General features: G+C 73.2%; 26 protein-coding genes. 15 read left to right on the plus strand and 11 right to left on the minus strand.

Features of this window, described 5'->3' with window-relative positions:
• The first annotated feature begins 67 nt into the window (after positions 1–67).
• Positions 68–904, plus strand: coding sequence for an aldo/keto reductase (locus M4486_RS12965; RefSeq protein WP_249477661.1), 837 nt, complete (start codon positions 68–70; stop codon positions 902–904).
• Between the two features lie 22 nt (positions 905–926).
• Here the strand turns inward: M4486_RS12965 and M4486_RS12970 are convergent, their stop codons facing one another.
• Positions 927–1,751, minus strand: coding sequence for an IclR family transcriptional regulator (locus M4486_RS12970; protein WP_249477662.1), 825 nt, complete (start codon positions 1,749–1,751; stop codon positions 927–929).
• A 184-nt stretch (positions 1,752–1,935) separates the two neighbouring features.
• Between M4486_RS12970 and M4486_RS12975 the strand changes: the two genes are divergently transcribed.
• The 3 genes from M4486_RS12975 to M4486_RS12985 all read left to right on the plus strand — a co-directional run bounded on the left by M4486_RS12975 (position 1,936) and on the right by M4486_RS12985 (position 4,786).
• The gene (locus M4486_RS12975; RefSeq protein WP_429798301.1) at positions 1,936–3,453 is read left to right on the plus strand and encodes a dicarboxylate/amino acid:cation symporter; all 1,518 of its coding nucleotides are present in this window, start codon (positions 1,936–1,938) and stop codon (positions 3,451–3,453) included.
• Positions 3,454–3,516: 63 nt separating this feature from the next.
• Positions 3,517–4,347: a phosphotransferase enzyme family protein gene (locus tag M4486_RS12980; RefSeq protein WP_249477663.1), complete on the plus strand. Its 831-nt coding sequence runs from the start codon at positions 3,517–3,519 to the stop codon at positions 4,345–4,347.
• A 40-nt stretch (positions 4,348–4,387) separates the two neighbouring features.
• Positions 4,388–4,786 carry a MerR family transcriptional regulator gene (locus tag M4486_RS12985; RefSeq protein ID WP_249477664.1) on the plus strand — a complete coding sequence of 133 codons (399 nt, stop codon included), beginning with the start codon at positions 4,388–4,390 and terminating at the stop codon, positions 4,784–4,786.
• 53 nt (positions 4,787–4,839) lie between these two features.
• Here M4486_RS12985 and M4486_RS12990 read toward each other — a convergent pair whose 3' ends face one another.
• Entirely contained in the window at positions 4,840–5,817 is a 978-nt protein-coding gene (locus M4486_RS12990; protein ID WP_249477666.1) for an aldo/keto reductase, read from the minus strand.
• Positions 5,818–5,922: 105 nt separating this feature from the next.
• Between M4486_RS12990 and M4486_RS12995 the strand changes: the two genes are divergently transcribed.
• From M4486_RS12995 to M4486_RS13005, 3 genes are all read left to right on the plus strand, one after another.
• A complete protein-coding gene (locus M4486_RS12995; RefSeq protein ID WP_249477667.1) occupies positions 5,923–6,789 on the plus strand; it encodes an EamA family transporter in 867 nt (288 codons plus the stop codon).
• Positions 6,790–6,959: 170 nt separating this feature from the next.
• On the plus strand, positions 6,960–7,694 hold the full coding sequence (locus M4486_RS13000) for a MerR family transcriptional regulator (RefSeq protein ID WP_249477668.1): 735 nt from the start codon (positions 6,960–6,962) through the stop codon (positions 7,692–7,694).
• 409 nt (positions 7,695–8,103) lie between these two features.
• Positions 8,104–9,462 carry an MFS transporter gene (locus M4486_RS13005; protein ID WP_249477669.1) on the plus strand — a complete coding sequence of 453 codons (1,359 nt, stop codon included), beginning with the start codon at positions 8,104–8,106 and terminating at the stop codon, positions 9,460–9,462.
• A gap of 36 nt (positions 9,463–9,498) precedes the next feature.
• Here the strand turns inward: M4486_RS13005 and M4486_RS13010 are convergent, their stop codons facing one another.
• Together M4486_RS13010 and M4486_RS13015 are read right to left on the minus strand one after the other, a co-directional pair.
• Positions 9,499–11,760 (minus strand): FUSC family protein, encoded by a 2,262-nt coding sequence (locus M4486_RS13010; protein ID WP_249477670.1) that lies wholly within the window; start codon positions 11,758–11,760, stop codon positions 9,499–9,501.
• Positions 11,761–11,857: 97 nt separating this feature from the next.
• On the minus strand, positions 11,858–12,736 hold the full coding sequence (locus M4486_RS13015) for an alpha/beta fold hydrolase (RefSeq protein WP_249477671.1): 879 nt from the start codon (positions 12,734–12,736) through the stop codon (positions 11,858–11,860).
• Positions 12,737–12,878: 142 nt separating this feature from the next.
• Between M4486_RS13015 and M4486_RS13020 the strand changes: the two genes are divergently transcribed.
• Positions 12,879–13,472, plus strand: coding sequence for a mycothiol transferase (locus M4486_RS13020; protein WP_249477672.1), 594 nt, complete (start codon positions 12,879–12,881; stop codon positions 13,470–13,472).
• Between the two features lie 33 nt (positions 13,473–13,505).
• Here M4486_RS13020 and M4486_RS13025 read toward each other — a convergent pair whose 3' ends face one another.
• The gene (locus M4486_RS13025) at positions 13,506–13,814 is read right to left on the minus strand and encodes a 2TM domain-containing protein (protein ID WP_249477673.1); all 309 of its coding nucleotides are present in this window, start codon (positions 13,812–13,814) and stop codon (positions 13,506–13,508) included.
• 183 nt (positions 13,815–13,997) lie between these two features.
• Between M4486_RS13025 and M4486_RS13030 the strand changes: the two genes are divergently transcribed.
• The gene (locus M4486_RS13030; protein ID WP_249477674.1) at positions 13,998–14,789 is read left to right on the plus strand and encodes an SDR family oxidoreductase; all 792 of its coding nucleotides are present in this window, start codon (positions 13,998–14,000) and stop codon (positions 14,787–14,789) included.
• A gap of 166 nt (positions 14,790–14,955) precedes the next feature.
• Positions 14,956–16,494 carry an APC family permease gene (locus M4486_RS13035; protein ID WP_249477675.1) on the plus strand — a complete coding sequence of 513 codons (1,539 nt, stop codon included), beginning with the start codon at positions 14,956–14,958 and terminating at the stop codon, positions 16,492–16,494.
• On the opposite strand, the gene M4486_RS13040 is transcribed toward M4486_RS13035, so the two are convergent.
• Positions 16,484–17,434 (minus strand): CPBP family intramembrane glutamic endopeptidase, encoded by a 951-nt coding sequence (locus tag M4486_RS13040; RefSeq protein WP_249477676.1) that lies wholly within the window; start codon positions 17,432–17,434, stop codon positions 16,484–16,486. The genes M4486_RS13035 and M4486_RS13040 overlap by 11 nt on opposite strands.
• A 66-nt stretch (positions 17,435–17,500) precedes the next feature.
• The gene (locus tag M4486_RS13045; RefSeq protein ID WP_249477678.1) at positions 17,501–17,752 is read right to left on the minus strand and encodes a hypothetical protein; all 252 of its coding nucleotides are present in this window, start codon (positions 17,750–17,752) and stop codon (positions 17,501–17,503) included.
• Between the two features lie 37 nt (positions 17,753–17,789).
• Here M4486_RS13045 and M4486_RS13050 point away from each other — a divergent pair, with 37 nt between their 5' ends.
• Positions 17,790–18,578 (plus strand): fructosamine kinase family protein, encoded by a 789-nt coding sequence (locus M4486_RS13050; RefSeq protein WP_249477680.1) that lies wholly within the window; start codon positions 17,790–17,792, stop codon positions 18,576–18,578.
• Between the two features lie 33 nt (positions 18,579–18,611).
• Here M4486_RS13050 and M4486_RS13055 read toward each other — a convergent pair whose 3' ends face one another.
• Together M4486_RS13055 and M4486_RS13060 are read right to left on the minus strand one after the other, a co-directional pair.
• On the minus strand, positions 18,612–19,436 hold the full coding sequence (locus tag M4486_RS13055) for a methyltransferase domain-containing protein (protein ID WP_249477682.1): 825 nt from the start codon (positions 19,434–19,436) through the stop codon (positions 18,612–18,614).
• Positions 19,433–20,404 carry an EamA family transporter gene (locus M4486_RS13060; protein WP_249477683.1) on the minus strand — a complete coding sequence of 324 codons (972 nt, stop codon included), beginning with the start codon at positions 20,402–20,404 and terminating at the stop codon, positions 19,433–19,435. The genes M4486_RS13055 and M4486_RS13060 overlap by 4 nt, the downstream gene beginning before the upstream one ends.
• 71 nt (positions 20,405–20,475) lie before the next feature.
• On the opposite strand from M4486_RS13060, the gene M4486_RS13065 reads away from it, so the two are divergent.
• The 3 genes from M4486_RS13065 (at position 20,476) to M4486_RS13075 (ending at position 22,996) form a co-directional block, all read left to right on the plus strand.
• Positions 20,476–21,453, plus strand: a complete 978-nt coding sequence (locus tag M4486_RS13065) for a LysR family transcriptional regulator (protein WP_249477685.1) — start codon at positions 20,476–20,478, stop codon at positions 21,451–21,453.
• The gene (locus M4486_RS13070; RefSeq protein ID WP_249477686.1) at positions 21,450–22,493 is read left to right on the plus strand and encodes a cation diffusion facilitator family transporter; all 1,044 of its coding nucleotides are present in this window, start codon (positions 21,450–21,452) and stop codon (positions 22,491–22,493) included. The genes M4486_RS13065 and M4486_RS13070 overlap by 4 nt, the downstream gene beginning before the upstream one ends.
• Before the next feature lie 83 nt (positions 22,494–22,576).
• Positions 22,577–22,996 carry a YccF domain-containing protein gene (locus M4486_RS13075; protein ID WP_249477687.1) on the plus strand — a complete coding sequence of 140 codons (420 nt, stop codon included), beginning with the start codon at positions 22,577–22,579 and terminating at the stop codon, positions 22,994–22,996.
• A gap of 27 nt (positions 22,997–23,023) precedes the next feature.
• Here M4486_RS13075 and M4486_RS13080 read toward each other — a convergent pair whose 3' ends face one another.
• Both M4486_RS13080 and M4486_RS13085 read right to left on the minus strand, forming a co-directional pair.
• Positions 23,024–23,773 (minus strand): VOC family protein, encoded by a 750-nt coding sequence (locus tag M4486_RS13080; RefSeq protein WP_249477688.1) that lies wholly within the window; start codon positions 23,771–23,773, stop codon positions 23,024–23,026.
• A 10-nt stretch (positions 23,774–23,783) separates the two neighbouring features.
• Positions 23,784–24,182, minus strand: coding sequence for a serine/threonine protein phosphatase (locus M4486_RS13085; protein WP_249477690.1), 399 nt, complete (start codon positions 24,180–24,182; stop codon positions 23,784–23,786).
• Positions 24,183–24,315: 133 nt separating this feature from the next.
• On the opposite strand from M4486_RS13085, the gene M4486_RS13090 reads away from it, so the two are divergent.
• Positions 24,316–25,200 (plus strand): oxidoreductase, encoded by an 885-nt coding sequence (locus tag M4486_RS13090; RefSeq protein WP_249477691.1) that lies wholly within the window; start codon positions 24,316–24,318, stop codon positions 25,198–25,200.
• Positions 25,201–25,221 lie beyond the last annotated feature (21 nt).

The raw sequence follows: 25,221 nt of genomic DNA on the forward strand, positions 1-25,221 counted from the left end.
GCGGCTGCGCGCCCGAGCCCCGCACCGGCACCCGCCCGCCCCGCAGACCACCCGCACGAGGAGCACCATGAGCAGCGTCGCGAACATCGCCCTTGCCGACGGCAACACCATCCCCCAGCTCGGCTACGGCGTCTGGCAGGTCGAGGACGAGGTCGCGGCCGACGTCGTCGGCCAGGCCCTCGAGGCCGGCTACCGCCACATCGACACCGCCAAGGCGTACGACAACGAGGAGGGCGTGGGCCGCGCCCTGCGCGCCTCCGGCCTGCCGCGCGAGGACGTCTTCGTCACCACCAAGCTGTGGAACGACGACCACGACTACGACCGCGCGATCGCGGCGCTCGACGCCTCGCTCGAGCGCCTGGGCCTCGAGTACGTGGACCTCTACCTCATCCACTGGGCGAAGCCCAAGCAGGGCAAGCACGTGGAGGCGTGGAAGGCGCTCGTGGAGCTGCAGAAGCGGGGGAAGGCGCGCTCGATCGGCGTCTCGAACTTCCCCGTGGCACAGCTCGAGGAGATCATCGAGGCCACGGGCGTGACCCCGGTGATCCACCAGATCGAGCTGCACCCCGACTTCGCCCAGGAGGAGCTGCGCGCCTTCGGCCGGGAGCACGGCATCCTCACCGAGGCCTGGTCTCCTCTGGGCCAGGGCGGCGAGCTGCTCCAGGACCCGGTGATCACGGGGATCGCCGCCGCCCACGGGGCCACCGCCGCGCAGGTCGTCATCGCCTGGCACCTCGCGATCGGGAACATCGTGATCCCGAAGTCCGTGACGCCCGAGCGCATCGTCTCGAACCTCGCCGCCGCGGAGCTCGAGCTCACCGACGAGGACCTCGAGCGCCTCGCGACCCTCGACCGGGGCGAGGCCGGCCGCATCGGCGCCGACCCGGCGGGCATCGAGTTCTGAGACGCCGCGGCCCGGCGGCGCACTAGTCCTCGGCGCGCTCCTCGCGAGGGCGCCGGCCGGTCGCGGCGCGGGCGACCTCCTCGGCGGCGGCCCGCACGGCACGCGCGCACTCGGCGACCTTGTCCTCGCCCAGGCGGTTGGACTGCCAGGTGAGGCCGATGGCCGCGATCGGCCAGTCCGCGTGGTCGAGCACGGGCGCCGCGACCGAGCGGTATCCGGGGGTGACCTCGCCGTCCTCGCGGGCGAAGCCGTCGCGGCGCACCTGCTCGAGGATCGCGGCGAGCTGCGCGGGCGTCGTCGGCCCGACCCCGGGCCGACGGGGCACGAGATCCTCGCGCGAGGTGAACAGGCTGCGCAGCTGCACGAGGGGCAGGGCCGCGAGCATCGCCCGGCCGGTCGCGGTGAGGTGCGCGGGGAGGCGCACACCCTGATCGGTGACGAGGCTGCCGCGCCCCTTCGCGCGGTCCTCGACGACGTAGAGGACGTCGCGGCCGTGGAGCACCGCGAGGTGACCGGACTCGCCGATGGTGTCGACGGTGCGCTCGAGGACGACCCGGCCCACCCGGGCGAGCGGCGCATGGCGCATGTAGCCGACGGCGACCTCGTAGGCGGCGGGCCCCAGCGCGTACAGCCGCTCCTGCGGAAGATGCAGCGCATAGCCGTGGGCGACGAGCGTCCCGAGCAGGTCGTACGTGGTCGACCTCGGCAGCTCGAGGTCCTGGGCCACGCGCGCGGCGGCCACGGGCGCCCGCCGCGAGGAGAGGTACGTCAGCACGCGCAGAGTGGCGTCCGCGGCCGGCGCCTTGGGCGGCTTCGGGGACGTCTGGTCCGGGGTTCGGGATGCCATAGTCCGACCAGGATGCCATTGCGCGCCCGGATCGCCGGACTCGTCGGCCGGTTCTCCTCCGCGGCGGGGCACCCGGTTCCGCGCGGATGACCGGCCGCCGACCGACCAGATCCATAGCCTCGCTTATGTGACCCTATGGTCAAGGCATTGACCTGGCCGGGGCGTGCTCCTAACGTCGTCCCTCGTGAGCACCACGACCCCCTCCCCCGCCCCGCGCAGCACCCGCAACCCGTTGCGCGCGATCGCGCGCATCCCCTTCGGCTGGCAGGTCCTCATCGGCCTGGTCCTCGGCGTCGCCCTCGGCCTCGTGGCCTCGGCGATGGGCCCCGGCAGCGGAGAGGAGGGCGCCAACTGGCTGACCACCACCCTGGACACCATCGGCACCGCCTTCGTCACGCTGCTGAAGGCCCTGGTCCCGCCGCTGATCTTCCTCGCGATCGTCACCTCGATCGCGAACCTGCGGAAGGTCACGAACGCCGCCCGACTCGCCTGGAAGACCCTGCTCTGGTTCGCGATCACCTCGCTGATCGCCGTGCTCATCGGCATCGGCCTGGGCGCGATCACGAGCCCCGGCGCGAACTCGAGCGTCTCGGCCGACACCGCGCAGGCCTCCGACACGCAGGGCACCTGGCTCGACTTCCTCATCGGCCTGGTCCCCTCGAACTTCCTGGGCATCGAAGGCAGCGCGGGCGACGACGGCTCGATCTCCCTGAGCTTCAACGCGCTGCAGATCCTCGTCATCTCGATCGCCGTGGGCATCGCCGTGCTCTCCGTCGGCGAGAAGGCCGATCCGTTCCTCAAGATCACCGGCTCCGCCCTCGAGATCGTCCAGAAGCTGCTGTGGTGGGTCATCCGCCTCGCGCCGATCGGCACCGTGGGCCTGCTGGGCAACGCGGTGGCCAGCTACGGCTGGGACGCGATCGGGCAGCTCGGCGTGTTCGTGGCCGACGTCTACATCGGCATGCTGCTGGTGCTGCTCGTGGTCTACCCGATCCTGCTGCGCACCAGCGGCCTCTCGATCGGCTCGTTCTTCCGCGGCGTGTGGCCCGCGACCTCGCTCGGCTTCGTCTCCCGCAGCTCGCTGGGCACCATGCCGATGACCCAGACGGTCACCGAGCGCATGGGCGTGCCGCGCCACTACGCCTCCTTCTCGATCCCGCTCGGCGCGACCACCAAGATGGACGGCTGCGCCGCCATCTACCCGGCGCTCGCCGCGATCTTCGTGGCGAACTTCTTCGGCGTCCCGCTCGGCATCACCGACTACCTGCTGATCGTGCTGGTCTCCGTGCTGGGCTCGGCGGCGACCGCCGGCATGACCGGCGCGACCGTCATGCTCACCCTGACCCTGTCGACCCTGGGCCTCCCGCTCGAGGGCGTGGGCCTGCTGCTCGCGATCGACCCGATCCTGGACATGGGCCGCACCGCCCTGAACGTCACCGGCCAGTCCCTGGTCGCGGTGATCGTCGCCAAGCGCGAGAAGATTCTGGACCAGAACGCCTACGACGACTCCGTGCGCACGTCCTTCGCCGAGATCCAGGCCGACCAGAAGGCCGAGGCGGAGGCGTTCGCAGAGGTCGAGGCCGAGGTCGCCGCCCAGGAGCCCGGCGCACCGGCGCAGGACGCCATCGCGGATCCCACTGCGCCCGACGCGGACAGGACGACGCGCACCGAGGCCGCCGAGGCGGCGCGCCCGCAGGTCTGAGCGCGCCCGCGACCAGTGGAAATCGGTCGCCGTGCTCGGCCTCTGCGCGGTACCGTCCCGGGCGTGGAGACCGGAGACGACGCCCGCGAGATCCCGCTGACCGGTGGGAACGCGAGCGCGGGCGTGGTGCGCGTCGGCGACACCGTGCGCAAGCCGTGGCACGCCGGCACGCCGCTCGTCGCCCGGTACACGGAGGCGCTGCGCGCGGCGGGGATCGACGTGCCCGCCCACCTGGGCCGTGACGACACGGGCCGGCAGATCATCGAGCACGTGCCGGGCGTCCTCGCCATGGACATCGGGCAGCTCGACGTCGGCCGTCTGGAGCGCGTCGGCCGCCTGGTGCGCGACGTGCACGAGGCGAGCGCCGCCCTGCCGCGGGACCGGTTCCCGCTTTCCCCGATTCCGGGGATCACCGCCGCCGGGCGCGGGACCTCCGACCCGCTCGGCGCCCGCTGGGAGGTGCTGCTGCCCGCCCCGACACCGCCCGAGCTGATCTGCCACCACGACATCGCCCCCTGGAACCTGCTGGTGGACGGCGAGCGGATGATCCTCATCGACCTCGACGGCGCCGGGCCGAGCACCCGCGCGTGGGACCTCGCCTATGCGGCGCAGTCGTTCTCGGGAATGGTCGCCGGGGCCGACCCCGCGGACGTCGCCGCGCGCCTGCGGGCCCTCGTCGTCGACGGCTACGAGGCCGACGCGGACCTGCGCGCCCAGCTGCCGCGACTCCTGGCCGAGCGCACGCAGGCGATGCACGACCTGCTCGTGCGCTCGCACGCCGAGGGTCGCGAGCCGTGGGGGTCGATGTTCATGACGGGTCACGGCGAGCACTGGCGGGAGGCGGCCGCGTTCGCTGCCGCCCATGAGGGGGAGTGGCGAGGCGCGCTCAGCTGAGGGCGCGGAGACCGCCGGTCGCCCCGGTACTCTCCGGGGCATGGACGCCGCCGACCAGCCCCGCAGCGCCGTCGACCCGGACAGCGCCGATCGCTCCCCCGCGGATGCAGCCGCCGCGACCGGGCTCAGCCTCGACACCCTGCGCTACTACGAGCGCGAGGGGCTGATCGGCCCGATCGCACGCGACGCCGCCGGCCGACGCCGGTACTCCGCCGACGACGTGGCCTGGATCGGCATCGTCACCTGCCGGCGCGATGCCGGCCTCGGGATCGACGACCTGCGACGATTCACGAGGCTGCTGACGCAGAGCGCGGATCCCACGGATCGCGTCGCCTTCCTGGGGGAGCGGCGTGCCGAGCTCGAGGAGCGGCAGCGGGCGACGCGGCGTGCCCTCGAGGTGCTCGACGACAAGATCGCCTACTACGGAGCGCGCGACTGAGTGCAGGGGTGACGGTCGCGGAGCGAGTCCGCCCCCTCCGACGGCGTCGGCCCTCACCCCGCAGCGTCGAGGGTCTCCCTCTCCTCCGCGGTGAGAACGGTGGTCGCTCCTCGCCAGGCCTCGTCGAGCTGCTCGATCCGGCTGCCGCCGATGATGGGCACCAGGGCGGGCGCACCGCCGGTGAGCCAGGCGAGCGCCACCTGGCCGCGACTGAGCCCGCGACCGCCCGCCACCTCGGCGAGGGCCTTCATGCGCCTCTCGTTGCCAGGATGGCGGTACTCGGTGGACAGCGGACGGTCCGCGCGGTCGTATGCGCCGCGCAGCAGCGGGGTATAGACCCAGCCGGTCAGCGCCGGGTCGCGGCGCAGAAGGTCGAGACCGTCGGCGCCGAGCATGCCGAGCTCCACGGGCTGCCCCTCGACCTCGGTGCCGGGCAGGGGCTGCAGGTAGGAGAAGCGCTGCTGGTAGGCCGACGGGCCCGCCAGGCCCGCCTCGCGGGCGTGGAGCCGGGCCACGGCGAGGCGCCAGGAGGGATGGTTCGACAGCCCCCAGGCGCGCACGCGCCCGTCGGCCACGAGAACTCCGAAGGTGTCCACGACCTGCGTGAACGGCACGTCATGGTCTTCGATGTGCGCCCAGTAGAGGTCGACGGCGTCGACGCCGAGGCGCTCGAGGCTGCGGGAGAGCGCGCGGTCTACGGCATCCGGCGCGAGGCCCTCGAGATCGTCCGGAAAACCACCAGGACGGTTCGGCTCGGCGCCGACCTTGGTGCTGATCCTGACCGGGGCGCCGGGGTTCGCGCGCAGCCAGCGGCCGATGACGGCCTCGCTCTGCCCGCCGAGTCCCGAAGGGTCCTGGTCGAAGTAGTAGTTGTCGGAGGTGTCGAGCCAGCGTCCGCCGAGCTCGACGAAGCGGTCCAGGAGGCCGAAGCTCTCGCGTTCGTCGAGTCGCGTGCCCATGTGCATGGTGCCGAGGGCGGGCGGTGCGGGCGTCGTCGGGAGGGCGGGTGCGGGTGCTGCGATGCGTGCCATGCGCATGAGCATGGATGCTGGAGCGCGCTCCAGGTCAAGGGCCTCCGCGTAGCCTTCTCGAATGTCGTCCCACGCCCGCACGATCGTGAGTGCGGCCGAGCGCCCATGACGCCCTCCGCCCTGACGCTCGTGCTCACCGCGGCTGTGCTGCACGCCCTCTGGAACCTCGCCGCCAAACGCGCGAGCGGCGACGGGTACGTGTTCGTGTGGTGGTACAACGTCTTCTCCGCCGTCCTGTGGCTGCCGATCGGGCTCATGCTCCTCGCCCGCGCCGGGTGGCCCTGGAGCTGGGAGCTGCTGGTGGGTCCCGCGGTCTCCGCGGTCTTCCACATCGCCTACCAGCTGTGCCTGCAGACGGGATACCAGCGCGCCGACCTGGGCGTCGTCTACCCCGTCGCCCGCGGGACGGGCCCTCTGCTGACCGTCGTGCTCGCCCTCACGGTGCTCGGGGAGCGCCCCGGGTGGCCGGCGATCGCGGGGGCCGTGGTGGTGATCGCCGGGATCGTGGTCGTGGCCGCCGGCGGTGCGCGCGCCCTGCGGCACCGGGCGTCGACGGGCATCGCCTGGGGCGCCGCGACCGGCGTCGGCATCGCCGCGTACACCCTGTGGGACGACCACGCGGTGACCGCGTGGGGCCTCGCGCCCGTCGTCTACTTCTCCTTCGGCTGCACCCTGCAGGCGCTCGCGATGACGCCCGGCGCCCTGCGCCGGCGACGCGCGCTGCCGGTGGTCGGCGTGCTGCGCCGACGGTGGCAGGAGATCGGCGTGGTCGCCGTGCTCTCCCCGCTCGCGTACGTCCTCGTGCTCGAGGCCATGCGGTCCACGCCGGTCTCGCTCGTGGCGCCGGCGCGCGAGTCCTCGATCGTGGTGGGGTCGCTGCTGGCCTGGTGGCTGTTCCGCGAGCCGGACCCGGTGCGCCGGGTGCTGGGGGCGGCGATCGTGCTCGGCGGCATCGTCCTCATCGTGGCGTGATCCGGCCTCGCGCAGAGATCGGCGCACGGCCGGCCTTGCGCTTGACGCGACGTCAACTCCTCGCGTCGCTCCTGCCGACGCGGGACCGCCGCGTTCGACGAGGATGATCCGGCGACCACGCCGAGAACAGGCCGAGCACAGGAGAACCGATGACGACGTAGCCGGCCGACGTGCCGATCGGGGAGCTCGCGCAGCGCGTGGGCATCTCGACCCGCACCCTGCGCCACTACGACGCGAGCGGACTGCTCCCGCCGTCGCGCACGGATCATGCCGGGCAGAGGTTCTACGACGACGAGGCCGTGGCCGTGCTGCTGCGCATCGTCGCGCTCAGGGACCTCGGCCTGGGACTCGAGGCGATCCGGGAGATGCTCTCCCGGCCCACCCCGAATGTCGACGCCCTCACCGAGCACGCAGACCTGTTGTGGGAGCAGATCTCCCGCCTGAGCAGGCAGCTCGCGTCGGTCACCACGACCCTGCAGTCACTGCGGAGCAAGGAGAGCATCATGACCGAGCGCACCTTCGACGGCTTCGACCCCGAGGTCTTCGCGCAGGAGGTGACCGAGTGCTGGGGCGCCGACGCCCATCGGCGGTCGATCGGAGCCTGGAACTCGATGAGCGCCGAGGAGAAGGAGACGGAGCGCGCCCTCTCCCAGTCCCTCGTCGACGCCTTCGCCTCCGCCGACGAGCAGGGCCTGCCCCCGGAGGATCCCCAGGTCCAGGCGATCTGCGCGCGGCACGTCGCCTGGCTCGCGCGGTACACCGACCCGACGCCGACGTACATCCGGAACCTCGTGCCGATGTACGCCGACGACCCGCGCTTCGACGCGACCTACCGGGGCCATGGCGCATACGTGCGCGACGCCCTCCTCGCCTACGTCGAATCGGGGGCCATGGGCCCGGGCTGACGAGATGCAGGCGGGGCAGGGGCGGCCGCAGGCGAGGCAGGGCGGGGGGATCCGGCCGGTCCTGTCGCGGACGGGCCGATGCTGGGGAGCCGTGGCGATATCGCCATGGCTCCTCACCAGCGGCCCTTCCGTGACAACCGCCCGTCGACGACCCGTGCCCGTGCCCCGTGCCCCGTGCCCCGTGCGCCGTGCGCCATACCGTGACGCACCGGATATCAGGTGCGATCCCGCACCCTCGGATCTGTGACCTCCGCGGCCGTCCCGGAGCGGACCCCTGGCCGCGGAGCGGCGCCCCCGGATAGGCTCCGTGCGTCCCATCAGCAGTGCATCACCTCGGGTCCGCAGATCATCCGGCACATCTCTTCCGGCGCGGGCCGTCCAAGGCGGCACCCCACCGTCCGGAGGATCGATGACCTCGCCGCAGAACCCGACGCCGGCCCCGCAGGCCACGACCCTGACGCGCGCCGCCGGCCTCGCCTACTTCCCGATCGCGTTCGTGGCCCGCTTCCCGTTCGCGATGATGGTCGTGGGCACGCTGACCCTCGTCGTCTCCGCACGCGGCTCGATCGCGCTGGGCGGACTGAACTCGGCGGTCGTGGGCCTCGGCTCGGCGCTCGTCGGCCCGCTGCTGGGCGCGGCGGCCGACCGCATCGGCCAGCGCCCCGTCATCCTGCTCGCGGGGATCGTGAACTCGCTGGCCCTGCTCGCGATGGCCGCCGTGGCCTTCAGCTCGCTGCCCGATCCCGCGGTGCTCGCCGTGGGCTTCGTGATCGGCGCGTCCTCCCCGCAGATCGGTCCGCTCTCGCGCAGCCGCCTCGTGCACCTGATCCTCACCCGCCTGCCCTCGGGACGCCGTGCGAAGAGCCTCAACGCGACCATGGGCTACGAGTCCGCGGCCGACGAGACCGCCTTCGTGTTCGGCCCCGTCGTGGTCGGCCTGCTGGCCACGACGATGAGCGCCGCGGCCCCGATGATCGGCGCGGCGGTCCTCACCCTCGTGTTCGTCACCGCCTTCGCTCTGCATCCGACGGCGCGCGCCGCGGCGCCGGCGACTGGATCGCCCGTGATCCAGGCCCCGGCGCGGGAGCTGCGCAGCGCGCGGGTGCTCGTGGTGGTCGCGGGCGCGCTCGGCGTCGGCCTCTTCTTCGGCGCGGTCCTCACCTCGCTCACGGCCTTCCTCGCGGAGACCGGCCACGGCGACTCCGCCGGGCTCGTCTACGGGATCATGGGCGTGGGCTCGACGATCCTCGCGCTGAGCATCTCGCTGTTCCCGGAGCGGTTCGCGCTCCGCTGGCGCTGGCTCGTGTTCTCCGCCCTGATGCTCGCCGCGATGATCGCCTTCGGCCTCGCGGGCGGCCTGGCCGGGACCGCGGGCGCGATGGCGATCGCGGGCATCGGGATCGGGCCGACGGTCGTGACGCTGTACAGCCTGGCCGCGGACCGCTCCCCGCGCGGGCGCTCGGCGACGGTGATGACGATGCTGGGCTCGGCGACGATCGTCGGCCAGTCCGGCGCCTCGGCACTGACCGGGGCTTTCGCCGAGAACGTCGGGGCGCAGGCCGCCATGTGGCTGCCGGCCGGTGCGGCCGGCCTGGTGGTGCTCGCGGCCCTCGTGAACGCGGCGCTCGGCGAGGCCCACGGCCAGGCGCCGAGCGCCTCTCCCGGCACCGGCGACGTGGACGCGGAGACCTCGGATCTCCCCGCCTCGCAGCAGGAGGTCCTCGACGAGGCGGAGGAGCTGCTCGAGAGGCCCACCGAGCACCTCTGAGGCGCTGGCCGCCGGCCCGCCCCCTCGGTCAGTCGGTCAGCGCGCGGCCGGGTGGCCGATCTCGCGCAGGGAGCGGGCGAGCATCGACAGCTGCTCGAGCGTCTCGTCCTCCCAGGTCCGGGAGGTGCGGGCGGCATGGGAGCCGTGGGCGGCGCGGGAGTCCTGCGGCCCCTCGTCGGGCGCGGGTGCGGCGCCGACGGCGGCGCTCGCCTCCGCCACGCGCTCCTCATCGGCGACGTCGCGGGCCAGAGCGGCGACGGCATCGCAGGCGTCGGCCACCCGGGGATCGACCCTTGGCGGGTCCACCGGTTCCACCTGGTCCGACGGGTCCGTCGGCCTGACAGCGTCACCGCTCGCGGCCCGTGCCATGACGCGACTGGTCACGGTGCGGGCGATGCTCACGGACGTCGCCACCACGGTGAGCCGGCGGCGCACCCGGCGCGGACGGTGCTCGGTGAGGTGGTAGCGCGTCAGCGGCGCCGCCGCGAGCGCGAGCCGCCTGCGGGCGCCGATCGTCGCGAGCAGCAGGGCGTCGACCTCGTGCTGGGCCCCCGGGCCGGGTTCGCGCAGCGCGAGCGCCGTGCCCTCCATGAGGTCGCCGATCGACGCGGCGACCTCGCGCTCCGCGCGCGCCACGGTGTCGCGCGTGCTGACCGGGGCGAACAGCAGCGCCACGAGCACGCCGATGCCCGCGCCCGCGACGGTCTCCGCGAGGCGCAGCAGGAGCAGGGCGTCGGAGAACAGACCGAGGATCCCGTAGAGCTGCGCGACCAGGATCGTCACGAACAGCATCATGTAGGCGTAGGAGATGCGGATCAGGTAGAAGCCGCAGAAGACGCTGATGAGGATGACCGCGAGCTCGATCATCGGATGGCCCGCGGTGAGGGCGGCGAGCGCGATGCCCACCACCAGGCCCAGCACCGTCCCGATCACGCGGTTCAGGGACTTGCCGAAGGAGTCCATGCGGGTGCCGGTGCCCGTGAACACCACGAACGCGGCGATCACCGCCCAGTAATAGCGGGAGTCGCTGATCAGCGTGCCCGCGAGGATCGCGAGCGCACCGGCGATCGCGACCTGCACGGCCTGCCGCGTGGTCGCCTGCGCGCGCACGACCGGGTTCCAGCGGGCGCCGCGGGCGCGCACGTCCTTCGCGACCGACGGCGGCCCCGGCAGCATGCCCAGACCCGTGAGCGCAGCGGCCGGGGTGAACTCGGCGTTGCGCTCGAGGTCCGGGGGCAGATGGGGATCGGCCGGCCGACGCACGAGCTCGTCGATGCCGCGCACCAGGGAGCGCACCTCGCGGCGCAGACGGCCTGCATCCATCGCCCCGTCGGCCGCGGGGTCCTGTCCGGGAGCGCCCTCGCGCGCCATCATCCGTTCGAGCAGCGCGGCGACCCTGCGGGCGCTCTCGGCGTCGCCGTCGGCCAGATGGACCAGGGCCCGCGCCGCGAGCGAGCGCACGCGCGGCGGCGCCTCCATGAGGTGCAGGGACGCCCAGCCCACGAGGTCCAGGGAGAGCTGGCCCTCGAGCAGGCTGCGGCGCACGGTCTCCGCGCTCCAGCCCACCGGCAGCGCCCGGGCGTTCGCCGCCCAGCCGTCGCTCATGAGCACCATCTCGTCGAACAGGGCGCGCTCGTCGAAGACCCGTCGGGTCAGCCGGTCCCGCTCCCTCTGCGACTGCGCGCGCAGACGGGAGGCCATCAGCCGCAGCAGACGGCTGCGGCGCGCGACCATGCTGCGGAAGACCCGCGCGAGCGTGCGCCGCGGATGGGGCCGGAACACCGTGGTGCACAGCAGGGTGACGACCGCGGTGCCCACCACCACGGCGAGCATGAGGTGCGGCAGCTGACCGGGCGTCGGGCGCAGGAACAGCGAGAAGAAGAACCCCATCCACAGCAGGAAGCCGTAGAAGAAGAAGTCGAGGCCGAAGCGCCGCACGTACACGGCACCGAACATGACCAGCACGAACACGAGGTGCGAGAGCCACAGGGAGTCGCCGACGAGGGTGCCGACGACCAGGCCGACGCCCATCGCGACGGGGAAGAAGAGCGCTGCGCGCAGGCTCTCGCGGGCCATCGGCCGCGCGAGGGCGTTCGAGCCGATCATCGCGATCACCGCGCCGAGGATCATCGTCGGCAGCAGTGCGGCGGGCTCCAGGTGCAGGGCCGTGCCCAGCAGTGCCTCGGCGGCGAGGTTCGCGGCGACGCAGCAGGCCCCGGCGAGGCCCATGCGGAGTCTGCTCAGACCCGGATCGGAGGCGATGAGAGCGTCCAACGGGCGCGAGAGCAGCGGCGGCACTGGGTGGGAGCCTCCTCGGGCGGCAGGGGTGTCGGGGACCCATGGAGTCTAGCCGCGCCTCCCGAGCGCTCCCTGCCCGTCGTCGTCCTCGCCCTGCTCACCCGGCGGAGCGCAGGACCTCCTCGAGCACCTCGCGGGTGCGCTCGGGCCGCTCGATCCAGGGGGAGTGGCCGGCGCCCTCGATGATCCGCTTGCGTCCGCGGCGCGCGTGGGCGGCGAGCGCGACGACGCCGGTGACCGGGCGCGGATCGGCGAGTCCGTGGAGGAACCAGACGGGCGCGTCGGTCTTCGCGAGGTCGGCGACGAGGGCATCGTCGGCCACGGCGGGATCGGCCGCCAGCAGGCGGTTCGCGGTGTGCTCGATGTCGAGCCCGACGGCGGCGAGGCGCTCGGCGCGCACGAGCCCGTCGGCGGTGTCGGCGAAGTCGGTGGCCCACTGCAGGGTGCGCCAGCGGGTCTCCTGCTCCCCGGTGCGTCCGTCCGGTCCGAGGGCGTCGAGCCGGGCGAGCTCCTCGGTGATCCCGGCGCCCTCGCGTCGGCGGTCGCGCTCGGCGCGGAAGCCCGTGCGCCAGTCCCCGATGCCCGTGCCGCTGAGGAAGCCGACGGCGGCGACGTGCTCGGGGTGCGCGCCCGCGTAGGCGAGGGCGAGGGAGGCGCCGAAGGAGTGGCCGATGACGATCCATCGCTCGTGGCCGCCGTGCTGGGCGTCGAAGGCGGCGCGCAGCTCCTCGAGGTCGGCGACGGACTGCTCCACGGCCAGCTGCCCGTCGGGCACCGGGCGGGGCACGCTGCGTCCACATCCGCGCTGGTCGTAACGGTGCACGAGCGTCTGGTCGGAGAGCAGGGCGGCGAGGTCGCCGAGGTCGTCCCAGAGGCCCGGCCCGCCGTGGACGAGCACGACGGGCGGATGGGCCCCGGCCTCGCCGTCTGTCCAGGTGGCGAGCTCGGTGCCGTCGGCGAGAGGGATCATGCGCATGGGGCCGACGGTATCGGGGACGCGGGGCGCGCCGCGCGGGTCCCCGTCTCAGGGGACAGGAATCGTCCGCATCGCAGCGCAGTCTGTGGTCATGGCCGCGGAGCGTCCCGCTCACGGCCCCGCACCGAGCCAGGAGCACACCATGTACGCACCCGCCCAGGACACCGAGATCGACGGCCTCGTCGGATACATCGACGCACAGCTCGATGCCCTGCGCGCGAGCATCCACGGCCTCACCGAGGAGCAGGCGCATGCCGCGCCCTGCCGCAGCGCGCTCTCGGTGGGCGCTCTGATCAAGCACTCGATCTACGTGATGCGCGGGGCGACTGAGCGCCTCACCGACGGGCCGCGCCTCGTTCCCCCGACGCAGGAGGGATTCGTGGAGTTCGAGGACAGCACGCGGCTCGGGCAGGACGAGTCGGCCGCGGCGCTGCTGCCCGTCTTCGACGCCACGCGTGAGGACTACCTCGCCGCCCTGCGGGCGACGGACCCGGCGGCGCCGTCCCAGGAGGCGCCGGCCCCCTGGTTCGGGATCACCGAACCCATGCCGATCCTGCAGCGCTACTACCTGGTCCACCAGGTCGAGGAGCTCGCACGCCACGCGGGCCACGCGGACATCATCCGCGAGCAGATCGACGGGGTCACGATCCCCGCGATCCTCATGACCCTGTCAGGGCAGGGGGCCAACGAGTTCTTCAGCCCCTACGAGGCGCCCGCCGGGACGATCACGGGCTGATCGGAACCCGTGGGGCCGCGCCGCCCGCGCACGTCAGCGGCCCTCGCCGCCCAGCCGCCGCATCTCGGCCTGGATCCTCTCCTCGCTCACCCCGCCGCCGAAGACGCCGAGCACCTGCCAGAGCAGCCCGATGCCCCAGAAGGCGATGGGGAAGAAGGGCCAGAAGAAGCCGCCGCCGTTGCGCGCCCAGAAGACCACGAGCATGCCGTTGACCACGACGTACACGGCGAGGCTCATGACGAGGTTGCGACGGGCGTGCAGGCGGTCGACCGCGCGGCGGCGGAGATCCGTCTCCGCGTCGCTGCTGTCCGAGCGGGGGAAGCTGTCGTCGAAGCGATCCATGGTGACCCTCCTGGCCGAGCGCCGTCGGCGCGTGTGCTGTCGATGCACTCGACGCTAGGCGCGACCGGCCCGCGCCTCCCCTGACAGCTGTCACGTCCGGCCCGGGACAACCCTCCTGTCCGTCGGCCGGGCCGCCCGTTAATCCCGTTGCCCACCTGCACGCCCCGCCGTAGCGTCCGCCCCATGACGCACCAGAACACCGACGACCTGCCCCTCCCCCGCGCCGCGCTGCTGACCGGCGTGGGCCGGCGCCGCGGGATCGGCGCCGCGATCGCGCGCGCGCTGGCGGAGGACGGCTTCGACCTCGCCCTGAGCTATTCCGACGACTACGACCGGCGCGTGAACGCCGAGCCCTCCGACGTCGAGGTGCTCGCCGAGGAGCTGCGCGGCCTCGGCCGGCGCGTGGTCCTCGTCCCCGGCGACCTGTCCGATCCGGCCGAGCCTCCGCGGATCCTGGGCGCGGCGAGCGCCGAGCTGGGCCGCCTGGGTGCGCTCGTCATGTGCCACTGCGAGTCCGTGGACTCGGCGATCCTCGACACCACCGTGGAGAGCTTCGACCGCCACTATGCGGTGAACGTGCGGGCCAGCTGGCTGCTGCTGAAGGCCTTCGCCGAGCAGGTGGAGGTCGGCGACGGCACCCCCGGCGGGGCGGTCGTCGCCCTCACCAGCGACCACACCGCCCACAACCTCCCGTACGGGGCGACCAAGGGCGCGCTGGACCGGCTCGTCCTCGCCGGCACGCACGAGCTCGCCGATCGCGGCATCCGCACGAACGTCGTGAACCCCGGCCCGATCGACACCGGCTGGATGGACGACGCCGTGCGCGAGGCCGGCGCCGCCCAGACCCCCGGCGGGCGTCTCGGCGCCCCGAGCACCGTCGCGGACCTCGTGCGGTTCCTGGTCTCGGAGCGCGGCGGATGGATCCGCGGCCAGCTGCTGCTGTCCAACGGAGGTTTCGCGACGCCCGCGGTGTGAGACCCGCGGTGTGAGACCCGCGGTGTGAGGATGCCCGGCCGCATCGAGGGCGCGGGGGCGCGGGCGCGGCCGCGGAGACTATGCTCGCCCCGGCGCAGAGACGGTGTCCCGTCACCCGGACGCCCTCCGCGCCCCTCCTCCGCCCCCGCCAGAGAAGAGCACCGGCATGACCGAGATCGGCCCCGACGGCAGCACCCGCTTCGCCGAGGAGCAGAACCAGGTGCTGCATCGGACGCTCGGGCGCTTCGACATCGTGTTCATCGTGGTCTCGGCCGTCGTCGGCCTCGAGATGCTCGGCTCGGTGTCCTCGCAGGGACCGGAGACGTTCACCTGGCTGGTCTTCCTGATCATCGTCTTCCTGGTGCCCTACGCGCTGATCTTCGCCGAGACCGGCTCCGCGTTCGTGGGCGAGGGCGGCGTGTACCTGTGGGTGCGCCAGGCCTTCGGGCGCCCCGCCGCGGCCGTGGCCTCGGCGTTCACCTGGATCACGCAGCCCGTGTGGGTGGGCGGGTCGATGGCGTTCCTGTGCGCGGAGGCCGCCCGCGAGCATCTTGTGCACTTCGCCGAGGGCTCGTTCGCCGACTACGCCTTCAAGACGGCGTTCATCTGGATCACCGTGCTCGCGGCGATCCTGTCCCTGAAACGCGCGAAGTGGATCCCGACGATGGGCGCGGTCTGCAAGATCGTGTTCCTGGCCCTGTTCATCCTCACCGCGATCATCTATGCGGCCCAGCACGGCGTGCAGAGCCTCGCGATCGGCGACTTCTCCCCCACCGTCACCGGGTTCATCACCCTGACCCCGCTGCTGCTGTTCGCGTTCCTGGGCTTCGAGTCCGGCTCCAGCGCCTCGGGCGAGATGAAGAACGCCGAGAAGGACGTCGCATTCTCCGTGCTGCGCTCCTCGGCGATGGCCGGCGTGCTCTACCTGATCCCGGTCTTCACGATCCTGCTGGTCATCCCCCATTCCGACATCGACGGGGTCTCCGGTCTGCTGCGCGCGGTCGCGACCGTGTTCTCCGTCTACGGCGCCGCGGCGCCCGTCGTGCTCACCGCGGCCGTCATCCTGTTCCTGCTCGCGAACATCGGGCAGGGTGCGGCGTGGATGATCATGTCCGACCGCATGCAGGCGATCGCCGCGGCCGACGGCTCCTTCTTCGGCGGCTTCTTCGGGAAGTTCCACCGCAGCCTGGGCACCCCGATCCGCGTCAACCTGCTCTCCGGCACGGTCGCGACGGTGTTCATGATCGCCGCGATGCAGCTGACCGGCTCGAGCGCGGCGCTGTTCGACGTGGTGCTCTCCGTCGCCATCACCACCTACCTGTTCAGCTACCTGCTGGTGATCCCCGCTGCCGTGCGCCTGCGCCTGCGCTTCCCGGACCAGCCGCGGCCCTTCCGCGTGCCCGGCCCGAACGGCGTGTTCATCGCGCTGGGCGTCGTGACCACGGCCTTCGTGGCACTGGGCTCTTGGGTCTCGGTGTTCCCGGGCACCCTGGAGACCCTGCTGGGCGTCCCCTACGACTTCTCGAGCGCGATGGGCGTGCCCTACGCGGCCTTCGAGGCGCTCACCCTGGGCACGATCGTCTTCATCATCGCGATCGCCCTCGTCGGCTTCGTCGCCGGACGCAGGCTGCGGCGCGAGACGGTCGCGGCGGAGTCGGCCGGGTCCCGTTCTGAAGGGGCGGAGAGCTCCGAGATCACCCGCTGATCCCGTCCCTCTCCCGTCGGCCGACGGGCCCGAGCATCCTCCCGCGCCGCACCGCGAGGACCAGCATCACCACCCCGGCGGCGAGCCCGACGAGCACGGTGACGAGCGAGCCCTCGACGCCCATCGACCCGCCCGTCAGCCACGTCGGCCCGTCGATGTCGGCGATCAGCAGGCCCTCCTGCCGCCCGGTGCCGGAGACCACGGAGGAGAACACGCCCGCCTGCACCGCGTTCCAGGCGATGTGGATGCCGATCGCGAGCCACAGCCTGCGCGTGAGCAGATACGCGGCGCCCAGCAGGATCCCCGCCTCGATCACGAGGCCCAGGGCGCTGGCGGCGCTCGCGCCGTCGTTCGTGAGATGGATCAGTCCGAAGACGAGCGAGGTGAGCACGAGCGCGCCCCAGCTGCCCATCCAGGCGTCGATGAGCCGCAGCAGGATGCCGCGGAAGAAGATCTCCTCGACGAATCCCGCGCCGATGCCGATCGCGAGCGGCGCGAGCAGCTGCGGGGACGGCGAGATGCCGGTGACCCGGTAGCCGCCGAGCAGGGCGATCAGGGCGACGCTCAGCGAGATCAGCACGGTGCCGATGACGAGGCCGACGACGAGCTCCACGAGCTTGCCGCGCCCGCGCAGGGCGAGGCCGGGGCTGCGGCCGACGGGCCCGACGATCAGCAGGAAGCCGCCGACCCCGACCGCCGCGGCGAGCACACCGCCGAGCAGGAACGCCCAGGGTGCCGGCCCGTCCGCGACGTCACCGCCGGCGAGGACGGAGGCGAGGACCGAGACCGCCCCCATCACGACCTCGGCGACGAGGAAGAGGACGACCCCGAGGATCAGCTGGAGCCAGCGACGGCGGTCGCTGCGGTCGATCGGGGCCGTGGGCGAGGGGTCGCGGGAGGCCGTCGGGCGGAGGGCCGGCGGCGGGGCCGAGGTGCTCATGGCACCGATCATGGACCCGATGGGCGCCCGTGTCCCGGCCCGGGCCCGAACCGTCGGGTCCGCTGGTCAGGGGGCGTCGTGCCTGCCCGGCCCCTTCTCGCCCTCCGCGGGGACGTCGAGGGTGATGGTGCCGCTGTCCAGGAAGTCCGCGTCGCGGCGGGGATCCGTCTCGCTCGCGCTCTCGGCCTCGGCGACCTCCTCCATGTCCTCGTCGGGTCGCGACCAGGGGAACGCGGCGGTCGGCGGGAGCGAGGGGATCGCGCCGCGCCGCAGGGGATTGCGCGACTGCTTCCCGTCGGTGGATTCGTCGTCGGTCATGGTGGTCTCCTCTCCGTCGTCATGCCTACGGTGGCACATGTCTGATTTCCTGAAGCAGCGTCCCGGCGCCCCGCAGGGCTTCTTCGCCGCCGAGGCCGCAGGCCTCGCCTGGCTCGCGGCGCCGCGCGCGGTGCCCGTGGTCGAGGTGCTCGAGGAGGGTGAGGACCACCTGCGCCTCGAGCGCCTCGAGTCGGTGCGGCCCTCCCCCGAGGATGCCCGCGCCTTCGGCGGGCGCCTCGCCCATCTCCACGACGCAGGGGCCGAGGGATTCGGCGCCTCCCCGTCGGACACCTCGTGGTTCGGTCCGCTCGACTCGCCGTTCGAACTGCCGACCACCGCCCGCGAGGACTTCGCGACCTTCTGGGCGCAGGACCGTCTGGAGCCGCTCGCGCGCCGCGCCTCCCCGCAGCTCGGGGCCGACGGGTCCGCGGCCGTCTCCCGCGCGATCGACGCGATCGCCGGCGGCGCCTTCGACGGCGTGAGCGGGCAGGGGCGCGAGGATGCCTCGCGCGTCCACGGCGACCTGTGGTCGGGGAACCTGATGTGGACGGACGCGGGAGGGACGCTCATCGACCCCTCGGCGCACGGCGGGCACCGTCTCGAGGATCTCGCGCTGCTGACGATGTTCGGCGCGCCCCACATCGACGCGATCCTCGCGGGCTACGAGGCCGCGCACCCCATGCCGACGGGGTGGCGCGAGGACCTGCCCGCGCACCTGTTCTTCGCGCTGCTCGCGCACGTGGTCCTGTTCGGGGGCGGCTACGGGGCCGAGAGCGTGCGCGTCGCGGAGCAGATCACCGAGCGCGCCCGGGATCTCACGACCTGAGCACGGCCCGGACGCGGGTGCCGTCCGCGCCGGTCACGCCCGCGCGAGGATCTCCCCGTGCAGCAGCACGAACCAGCCGGCGGGATCGTCGGCCCAGCGCTTCCAGTCCTCGCCGATCGCGTCGAGCTCGTCCTGGCTCGCGCGGCCGGCGTTCAGGAGCTGCTGGGCGACGGCGCCCGCGGTGATGCGCTGCGAGGAGGAACCGGCCCAGAAGGCGCGGTCGGCGGGGGTCGCGTAGCACCAGGTGCCCGCGCCGGGCTCCACGTCGCTCAGCCCCGCCTCGAGCGCCCAGCCCAGCAGGCGCCGACCGGCGTCGGGCGTGCCGCCGTTGGCGGCCATGGCCTCGATGAACAGCTCGCGCCACGTCTCCAGGCCCGGCAGCTCGGGCCACCAGCGGAAGGCGCCGTAGTCGGCCTCGCGGGCGGAGACGATGCCTCCGGGCGCGGTCACGCGGCGCATCTCGGCCAGCACGCGGACGGGATCGGCGACGTGATGGAGCACCTGGTGGGTGTGGGCGACGTCGAAGGCGGCGTCCGCGAAGGGCAGGTGGTGGGCGTCGGCCGCACGGACCTCGACGCCCTCGAGGCCCTGGCGGGAGAGCTCGTCGCGGGTGATCCCCGCGGACTCCTCGGAGACCTCGATCGCGGTGACGTTCTCGGGGCCGACGATGCGGGCGAGGTCCGCGGTGATCGTGCCCGCGCCGCTGCCGACGTCCAGCAGACGCATGCCCTCGCGCAGGTGCGGGAGGAGGTGCGCGGCCGAGTTCTCGGCGGTGCGGTGCCGGTGGGAGGAGAGCACCGCGTCCTCGTAGCCGTGGGTGTAGTGGTGCTCGTGGCCGTGACCGGGGTGCTCGCTCATGGGCGCGACGCTACGCGCGCCTCCTCGGCCCCGGGCGCAGGTCTCGCCATCTGATGTTCCTCGTCGGCCACGGTTCCTCCGGCCCGTCGTGCCCGTCGTGCCCGCCGCGGCGCCCATGACGCGAGCAGCACGCCACCGACCACGAGCACTCCCCCGGCCAGCTCGAGCGGGGCGACGCCCTGGGAGAGCACGATCCAGGCCGCGCTCATCCCCACCACGGGCACCAGCATCGAGAACGGCGCGACGGACCCCGCGGGATGGCGCGACATCAGCCAGCTCCAGATCCCCGAGGCGACCAGCGTCGCGATGACCACCGTGTACAGCAGGCCGAGAATCGCGAGCAGGCCGGGGCCGGTGAGGAGGCCGTCTGCGGAGGCGGCGATGCGCTGCGGCCCCTCGACGAGGAGGGAGAGCACGAGCGTGGGGATCGGCGGGATCACCGACATCCAGAGCACGAGCCGCAGGGGCTGGGTCGAACGGGCCTCCCGCGTGCAGATGTTGCCGATCGCCCACCCGAGGCCCGCGAGGAGGGTGAGGACGAAGGGCCAGATGGCCGCGTTCTCCGCCCGGTGCCAGCCGACGACGGCGAGGCCGAGGACCGCCACGCCGATCCCGATCCCGGCCCGCCGCCCCAGCGACTCCCGGGTGAAAAGGACGCCGAGGAGCACCGTGAACGGGGCCGACGCCTGCAGCACGAGGGAGGCGAGGCCCGCGGGCATGCCCAGCGTCATCGCGATGTAGAGCAGAGAGTACTGGGCGACGCCGAAGCCGAGGCCGTAGCCCAGCAGCCAGCGCAGGGGGACCTGCGGCGGGCGCACGAGCAGCACGGTGGGGATCGCGATGAGGGCGAAGCGCAGGGCGACCAGGAACAGCGGCGGGAACTGCGCCAGGGAGGCGTCGATCGCGAGGAAGTTGACGCCCCAGATCGCGGCGACGGCGATCGCGAGGAGGCGGTGGCGGCTGGGCATGGGTCCACGGTGCACCGGCCCTCACTTCAGCACAATCGCAGAGTTCTGCACCATCGCTGTAGCGTTGCTGCATGGACGTGCGTCACCTGGAGCTCCTGCGCGAGTTCGCCGCGCGCGGCAGCGTCACCGCCGTCGCCGCCGCGACCCACCGCACCCCGTCGGCCGTCTCGCAGCAGCTGCGCGCCGCCCAGCGCGACCTGGGGGTGCAGCTCGTGCGGCCGCAGGGCCGGGGTCTGCGGCTCACCGAGGCCGGGGACCTGCTGGCCCGGGGCGGGGACGAGGTCGCCGAGGCGGTCGCCGGGGTCGCCTCCCGGCTCGACGACCTGCTGGGCGCACCCAGCGGCACGGTCGACGTGCTCGCCCTGGCGAGCGCCGCGGTCTACCTCTACCCGCACGCGGTGTCGACGCTCGAGGGCTCCGGGATCGACCTCGTGCTGCACGACGACGACATCGCCGAGGCCCGCTTCGCCGCGCTCACCGCCGACCACGACATCGTCATCGGCCATTCGCTGATCGGGCCGGCGCCCGCCGGGAGCGAGCGCTGCCGGGTGGTGCCGCTCGGCGCCGAGCCGCTGGACGTGGCGATGTCCGCCGACCATCCGCTGGCCTCCCGCGCGACCCTCACCGCGGCCGACCTCGCTGACCAGGACTGGATCGGCGTGCCCGAGGGCTTCCCCTTCGACCGCGTGCTGCAGACGATCTCGATGGCCACGGGGACCCGCCTGCACGTGGTCCAGCGCCTGCGCGACAACCATCTCATCGAGGCCCTCGTCGCGCGCAGCGACCTCCTCGCCATCCTCCCGCGATACACCACGCGCACCGATCGCGGGATCGCCCTGCGCCCCGTGGAGGGCGTGCCGACCCTGCGCCACGTGAGCGCCCTGATGCGGCCCGACGCGGCGCAGCGCTCGGCCGTGCGGCGGGTGCTCGAGGTGCTGCGCGAGGCGGCCGACGCGGCGACGCGGGCCGCCGCGGGCGCACAATGGGCGGGCGGCCCATGGGACGGCAGGGCCCGCAGCACCGGAGACGAGGAGAGGGACGAGGCATGAGCACAGCCCCGCAGGAGGCTCACCCGGCGCCGCTCGCGCCGACCCCGCAGGCAGGGGACGGCTCCGACGACTCCTCCGGCAGCGGCCTCACCGTGATCCTCGCCTTCGGGGCGAACCTGCTGGTGGCGATCGCGAAGTCGATCGTCGCGGCCCTCACGGGATCCGCCTCGATGCTCGCCGAGGCCGCGCACTCCTGGGCCGACACCGGCAACGAGGTCTTCCTGCTGATCGGCGAGCGCCGCGCCCGCAAGCCGGCCGACGCCGCCCACCCCATGGGCTACGGCCGCTCGGGCTACGTGTGGGCGATGTTCGCCGCGATCGGCCTGTTCGCCGTCGGCGCCGGGGTGTCGATCTGGCACGGCATCCAGTCGCTCGGCGCGAGCGGCGACGAGGGGGCCGACTACACCTGGGGCTACGTGGTCCTCGGCATCTCCTTCCTGCTCGAGGGCACCTCGTTCCTGCAGGCCCTGCGGCAGACGCGCGCGGGGGCGAAGCGGCGTCGGATCAGCCCCCTGCGCTACGTGCGCACCACGTCCGACCCGATGCTGCGCGCGGTGTTCGCCGAGGACTCGGCGGCGCTCGTGGGGCTCGTGATCGCGGGACTCGGACTGTTCCTGCACCAGATCACGGGGAACGCGATGTGGGACGCGCTCGGCTCGATCCTCGTCGGCGTGCTGCTGGGCGTGATCGCCGTGATCCTCATCGGCCGCAACGCCTCGCTGCTCACCGGCGAGGGCGGGACGCCGCTGGTGAGGAACCGCCTGCTGGCGATCCTCGAGGAGAACCCCGACATCGAGACAGTGACCTTCCTGCACACGGAGTGGATCGGTGCGAACAAGCTCTTCGTGGTCGCGTCCGTGGACGTGGTGGGCGACGTCAAGGAGTCCGAGCTGCGCGAGAAGGTGCAGGCCGTGGAGGATCTGCTCGAGCGCGAGGACGACGTGGAGCGCGCGCTGCTGACGCTCGCCCGCCCCGGCGACACCACCCGGCTCGAGCCCTCGCCGCTGCCCGACTGGTACGGACCCTCCGACGGGGACTGAAGGCCGAAGCCTGAGGACCGGGGGCCGAGGACCGGGGGAAACCCCCATCGACGCCTCCGCGCCGCCCCGCCTACGATCGGGGCATGCGTTCGATCCTCACCCTGATCCTCAACATCATCTGGCTGCTCACCGCGGGCTGGTCGCTGTTCCTGGGCTACGTGCTGGCCGGGATCATCGCCTGCATTCTGGTGGTCACGATCCCCTTCGGCCTGGCGTCGTTCCGGATCGCCGGTTTCGTGATCTGGCCCTTCGGGCGCGAGGTCGTGGACACCCATCGCGGCGGCGCCATGAGCGCCGTGGGCAACGTGATCTGGTTCCTGGTCGCCGGGCTGTGGCTGGCGATCGCGCATGTGCTGACCGCGGTCGCGCAGGCCGTGACGATCATCGGCATCCCGCTGGCCTGGGCGAACATCAAGCTGATCCCGGTCACCTGCTTCCCGTTCGGCAAGGAGGTCATCTCCTCCTCCGATGCCCGGGCGCAGATGTTCCCGACCGCCCGCTGAGGTCGGCCGTCCCGGCGAGGGCCCCGCTCAGGCGCCCGACGGCGCGGGCAGCACGCAGAACTCGTTGCCCGAGGGGTCGGTGAACACCCGCCAGGGCAGGTCGCCCCAGTCGGGGTGTTGCTCGGCGCCGCCGCGCGCGACGATCTCCGCGGCGACCGCGTCGGCGTCCTCGCCCGCTCCGAGGCGCACGTCGAGGTGGATCCGGTTCTTGCCGTCGGCCGCGCGCTTGGGCGCCGGTTCCGCGCACATCTCGAGCAGCGGCCCGCGGCGCGAGGGATGGCGCAGGGATGCGTCGGCGACGCCCTCGACCGGCGCCCATCCCGTCAGCCACGACCAGAACTCCCGGTCGCGCGCGGGATCGGCGGAGTCGAGCGGGAGCGCGGCGATCGGGCCCGTGCCGCGATAGGCCGCGCGCTCCTCCATCACGCAGAAGGGGTTGCCCTCGACGTCGCCCAGCACCACCCACGGCACGTCGCCCTGTCCGATGTCCAGGTGCCGCGCGCCGAGCGCGAGGGCCCTCTCGACGACCTCCGCCTGCCCGGGCCCGCCGAGCAGGTCGAGGTGCAGGCGCAGGGCCTCGGTCGGCGGCACGGGGACGGGCTGGAGGCACACGTCGAGGAAGGCGCCCGGCTCGGGGCCGTTCCCGGGATCGAGGTGCACGCGCATCTCGAACCCCTCCGGCCCGTCGGTGAGGCGCTCGGCGTCCAGCAGCTGCCGCCAGAAGCCGCCCAGTCGGTGCGGGTCGACCGCGTCGATGACGATGTTCTCGAGGTGCACGGCGTCCCCCTCAGCGCGCGGCGCCCGCGGGCCGCAGCCGGTCGGTGGGCAGCTCGACGTCGATGCCTCCCACCAGGTCGATGGCCTTGGCGACGTGCCCGGACATGTTCTCTGTCGTGCGGCCGACGATGACGCGGTCGCGATCGATCTCGCGGATGCGCACGCGCGTCCACCCCGCCTCCTCCTGCAGCAGCCAGTCCTCGGCGAGGAGCCGCAGGCCGATCCCGTCGAGCACGGCCTCCGCCTCATCCAGGTCCATCGGCTCGCCGCGGCGCTGCCACAGCAGGTCGTAGGGGACGAAGCCGCCGTCGGCGGTCATCTCCATGTAGCCCACGTGCTCGCCGTCCTCGGCGCGCAGGTGGTCGAAGACGTCGGCCGCATCGGGACGCGGGGAGGCACCTGTGCTCATGGCGTGCGAATCTACGCGGCGCCGTCGGGGATGGCGAGGTGTTTGCGCGCCGGGCCGCCCAAGGGCCCGCCGCGCATTCCGCCCACAGCGCACCCGTTGGCGCTCCCCGTCGGCGAGGCGCAGGATGGCCCCCATGAGCACTGGACACATCGGAGACCTCACCGTCCGCCGCGTCGGATACGGCGCCATGCAGCTCGCCGGCCCGGGCGTCTTCGGACCGCCTGCCGATCCCGAGAACAACAAGAAGGTGCTGCGCCGCGCCGTCGAGCTCGGCGTGGACCACATCGACACCGCCCAGTTCTACGGTCCCGACGTCGTCAACGACCTCATCCGCGAGGCCCTGCACCCCTACCCCGAGAACCTGCGCCTGGTGACGAAGGTCGGCGCGCAGCGCGGCGAGAAGGGCGAGTGGCTGCCCGCGGGCGAGCCCGACCAGATCGTCGAGCAGGTCGAGCAGAACCTGCGCTCCCTGGGCACCGAGCAGCTGGCCATGGTGAACCTGCGCCGCTACGAGCTCGATGCTCCCGGCGGCGAGGAGCCCGACCTCGACGAGCAGCTGGCCGCGCTCGTGACGCTGCGCGAGCAGGGCAAGATCGCGCAGATCGGCATCTCGAGCGTCCCGGCGGCCACGGTGCGCCGCGCGGTCGAGGCGGCAGGCGTGGTCTCGGTGCAGAACCCCTACTCGATCCTGGACCGCTCCGGGCAGGAGGCCCTCGAGGTCGCGCGCGAGCACGGCCTGGCCTTCGTCCCGTACTTCCCTCTGGGCTCGGCGTTCACCGGGGGCCCCGAGAAGATCGCGGCCGAGCCGCACATCGCCGCGGTCGCCCAGAAGCACGGCGTCGCGCCCACGCAGGTCGCGCTCGCCTGGCTGCTCGCCCAGTACGAGAACGTGCTGCTGATCCCCGGCACCGCCTCCGTCGCCCACCTCGAGGACAACCTCGCGGTGGACGACATCGAGCTGGACCCCGAGGACCTCCTGCAGCTCGCGAAGGTCGAGGAGTCGCCCGTCAGCCACTGACCGGGAGGACCTCGCCGCGCG

This window comes from Brachybacterium kimchii (genome assembly GCF_023373525.1).
In the GTDB taxonomy this organism is placed as follows: Bacteria; Actinomycetota; Actinomycetes; order Actinomycetales; family Dermabacteraceae; genus Brachybacterium; species Brachybacterium kimchii.

Bases quoted from the DNA above. Each gene is read 5' to 3' on its own strand.
- M4486_RS13045 (WP_249477678.1), bottom strand. From the start codon at position 17,752: ATGACCGACGACGAATCCACCGACGGGAAGCAGTCGCGCAATCCCCTG.
- M4486_RS13020 (WP_249477672.1), top strand. From the start codon at position 12,879: ATGTACGCACCCGCCCAGGACACCGAGATCGACGGCCTCGTCGGATAC.
- M4486_RS13050 (WP_249477680.1), top strand. From the start codon at position 17,790: ATGTCTGATTTCCTGAAGCAGCGTCCCGGCGCCCCGCAGGGCTTCTTC.
- M4486_RS12995 (WP_249477667.1), top strand. From the start codon at position 5,923: ATGACGCCCTCCGCCCTGACGCTCGTGCTCACCGCGGCTGTGCTGCAC.
- M4486_RS13075 (WP_249477687.1), top strand. From the start codon at position 22,577: ATGCGTTCGATCCTCACCCTGATCCTCAACATCATCTGGCTGCTCACC.
- M4486_RS13055 (WP_249477682.1), bottom strand. From the start codon at position 19,436: ATGAGCGAGCACCCCGGTCACGGCCACGAGCACCACTACACCCACGGC.
- M4486_RS12990 (WP_249477666.1), bottom strand. From the start codon at position 5,817: ATGGCACGCATCGCAGCACCCGCACCCGCCCTCCCGACGACGCCCGCA.
- M4486_RS12970 (WP_249477662.1), bottom strand. From the start codon at position 1,751: ATGGCATCCCGAACCCCGGACCAGACGTCCCCGAAGCCGCCCAAGGCG.
- M4486_RS13060 (WP_249477683.1), bottom strand. From the start codon at position 20,404: ATGCCCAGCCGCCACCGCCTCCTCGCGATCGCCGTCGCCGCGATCTGG.
- M4486_RS13090 (WP_249477691.1), top strand. From the start codon at position 24,316: ATGAGCACTGGACACATCGGAGACCTCACCGTCCGCCGCGTCGGATAC.
- M4486_RS13040 (WP_249477676.1), bottom strand. From the start codon at position 17,434: ATGAGCACCTCGGCCCCGCCGCCGGCCCTCCGCCCGACGGCCTCCCGC.
- M4486_RS13015 (WP_249477671.1), bottom strand. From the start codon at position 12,736: ATGCGCATGATCCCTCTCGCCGACGGCACCGAGCTCGCCACCTGGACA.
- M4486_RS13085 (WP_249477690.1), bottom strand. From the start codon at position 24,182: ATGAGCACAGGTGCCTCCCCGCGTCCCGATGCGGCCGACGTCTTCGAC.
- M4486_RS13065 (WP_249477685.1), top strand. From the start codon at position 20,476: ATGGACGTGCGTCACCTGGAGCTCCTGCGCGAGTTCGCCGCGCGCGGC.
- M4486_RS12965 (WP_249477661.1), top strand. From the start codon at position 68: ATGAGCAGCGTCGCGAACATCGCCCTTGCCGACGGCAACACCATCCCC.
- M4486_RS13005 (WP_249477669.1), top strand. From the start codon at position 8,104: ATGACCTCGCCGCAGAACCCGACGCCGGCCCCGCAGGCCACGACCCTG.
- M4486_RS13070 (WP_249477686.1), top strand. From the start codon at position 21,450: ATGAGCACAGCCCCGCAGGAGGCTCACCCGGCGCCGCTCGCGCCGACC.
- M4486_RS12985 (WP_249477664.1), top strand. From the start codon at position 4,388: ATGGACGCCGCCGACCAGCCCCGCAGCGCCGTCGACCCGGACAGCGCC.
- M4486_RS13030 (WP_249477674.1), top strand. From the start codon at position 13,998: ATGACGCACCAGAACACCGACGACCTGCCCCTCCCCCGCGCCGCGCTG.
- M4486_RS13025 (WP_249477673.1), bottom strand. From the start codon at position 13,814: ATGGATCGCTTCGACGACAGCTTCCCCCGCTCGGACAGCAGCGACGCG.
- M4486_RS13035 (WP_249477675.1), top strand. From the start codon at position 14,956: ATGACCGAGATCGGCCCCGACGGCAGCACCCGCTTCGCCGAGGAGCAG.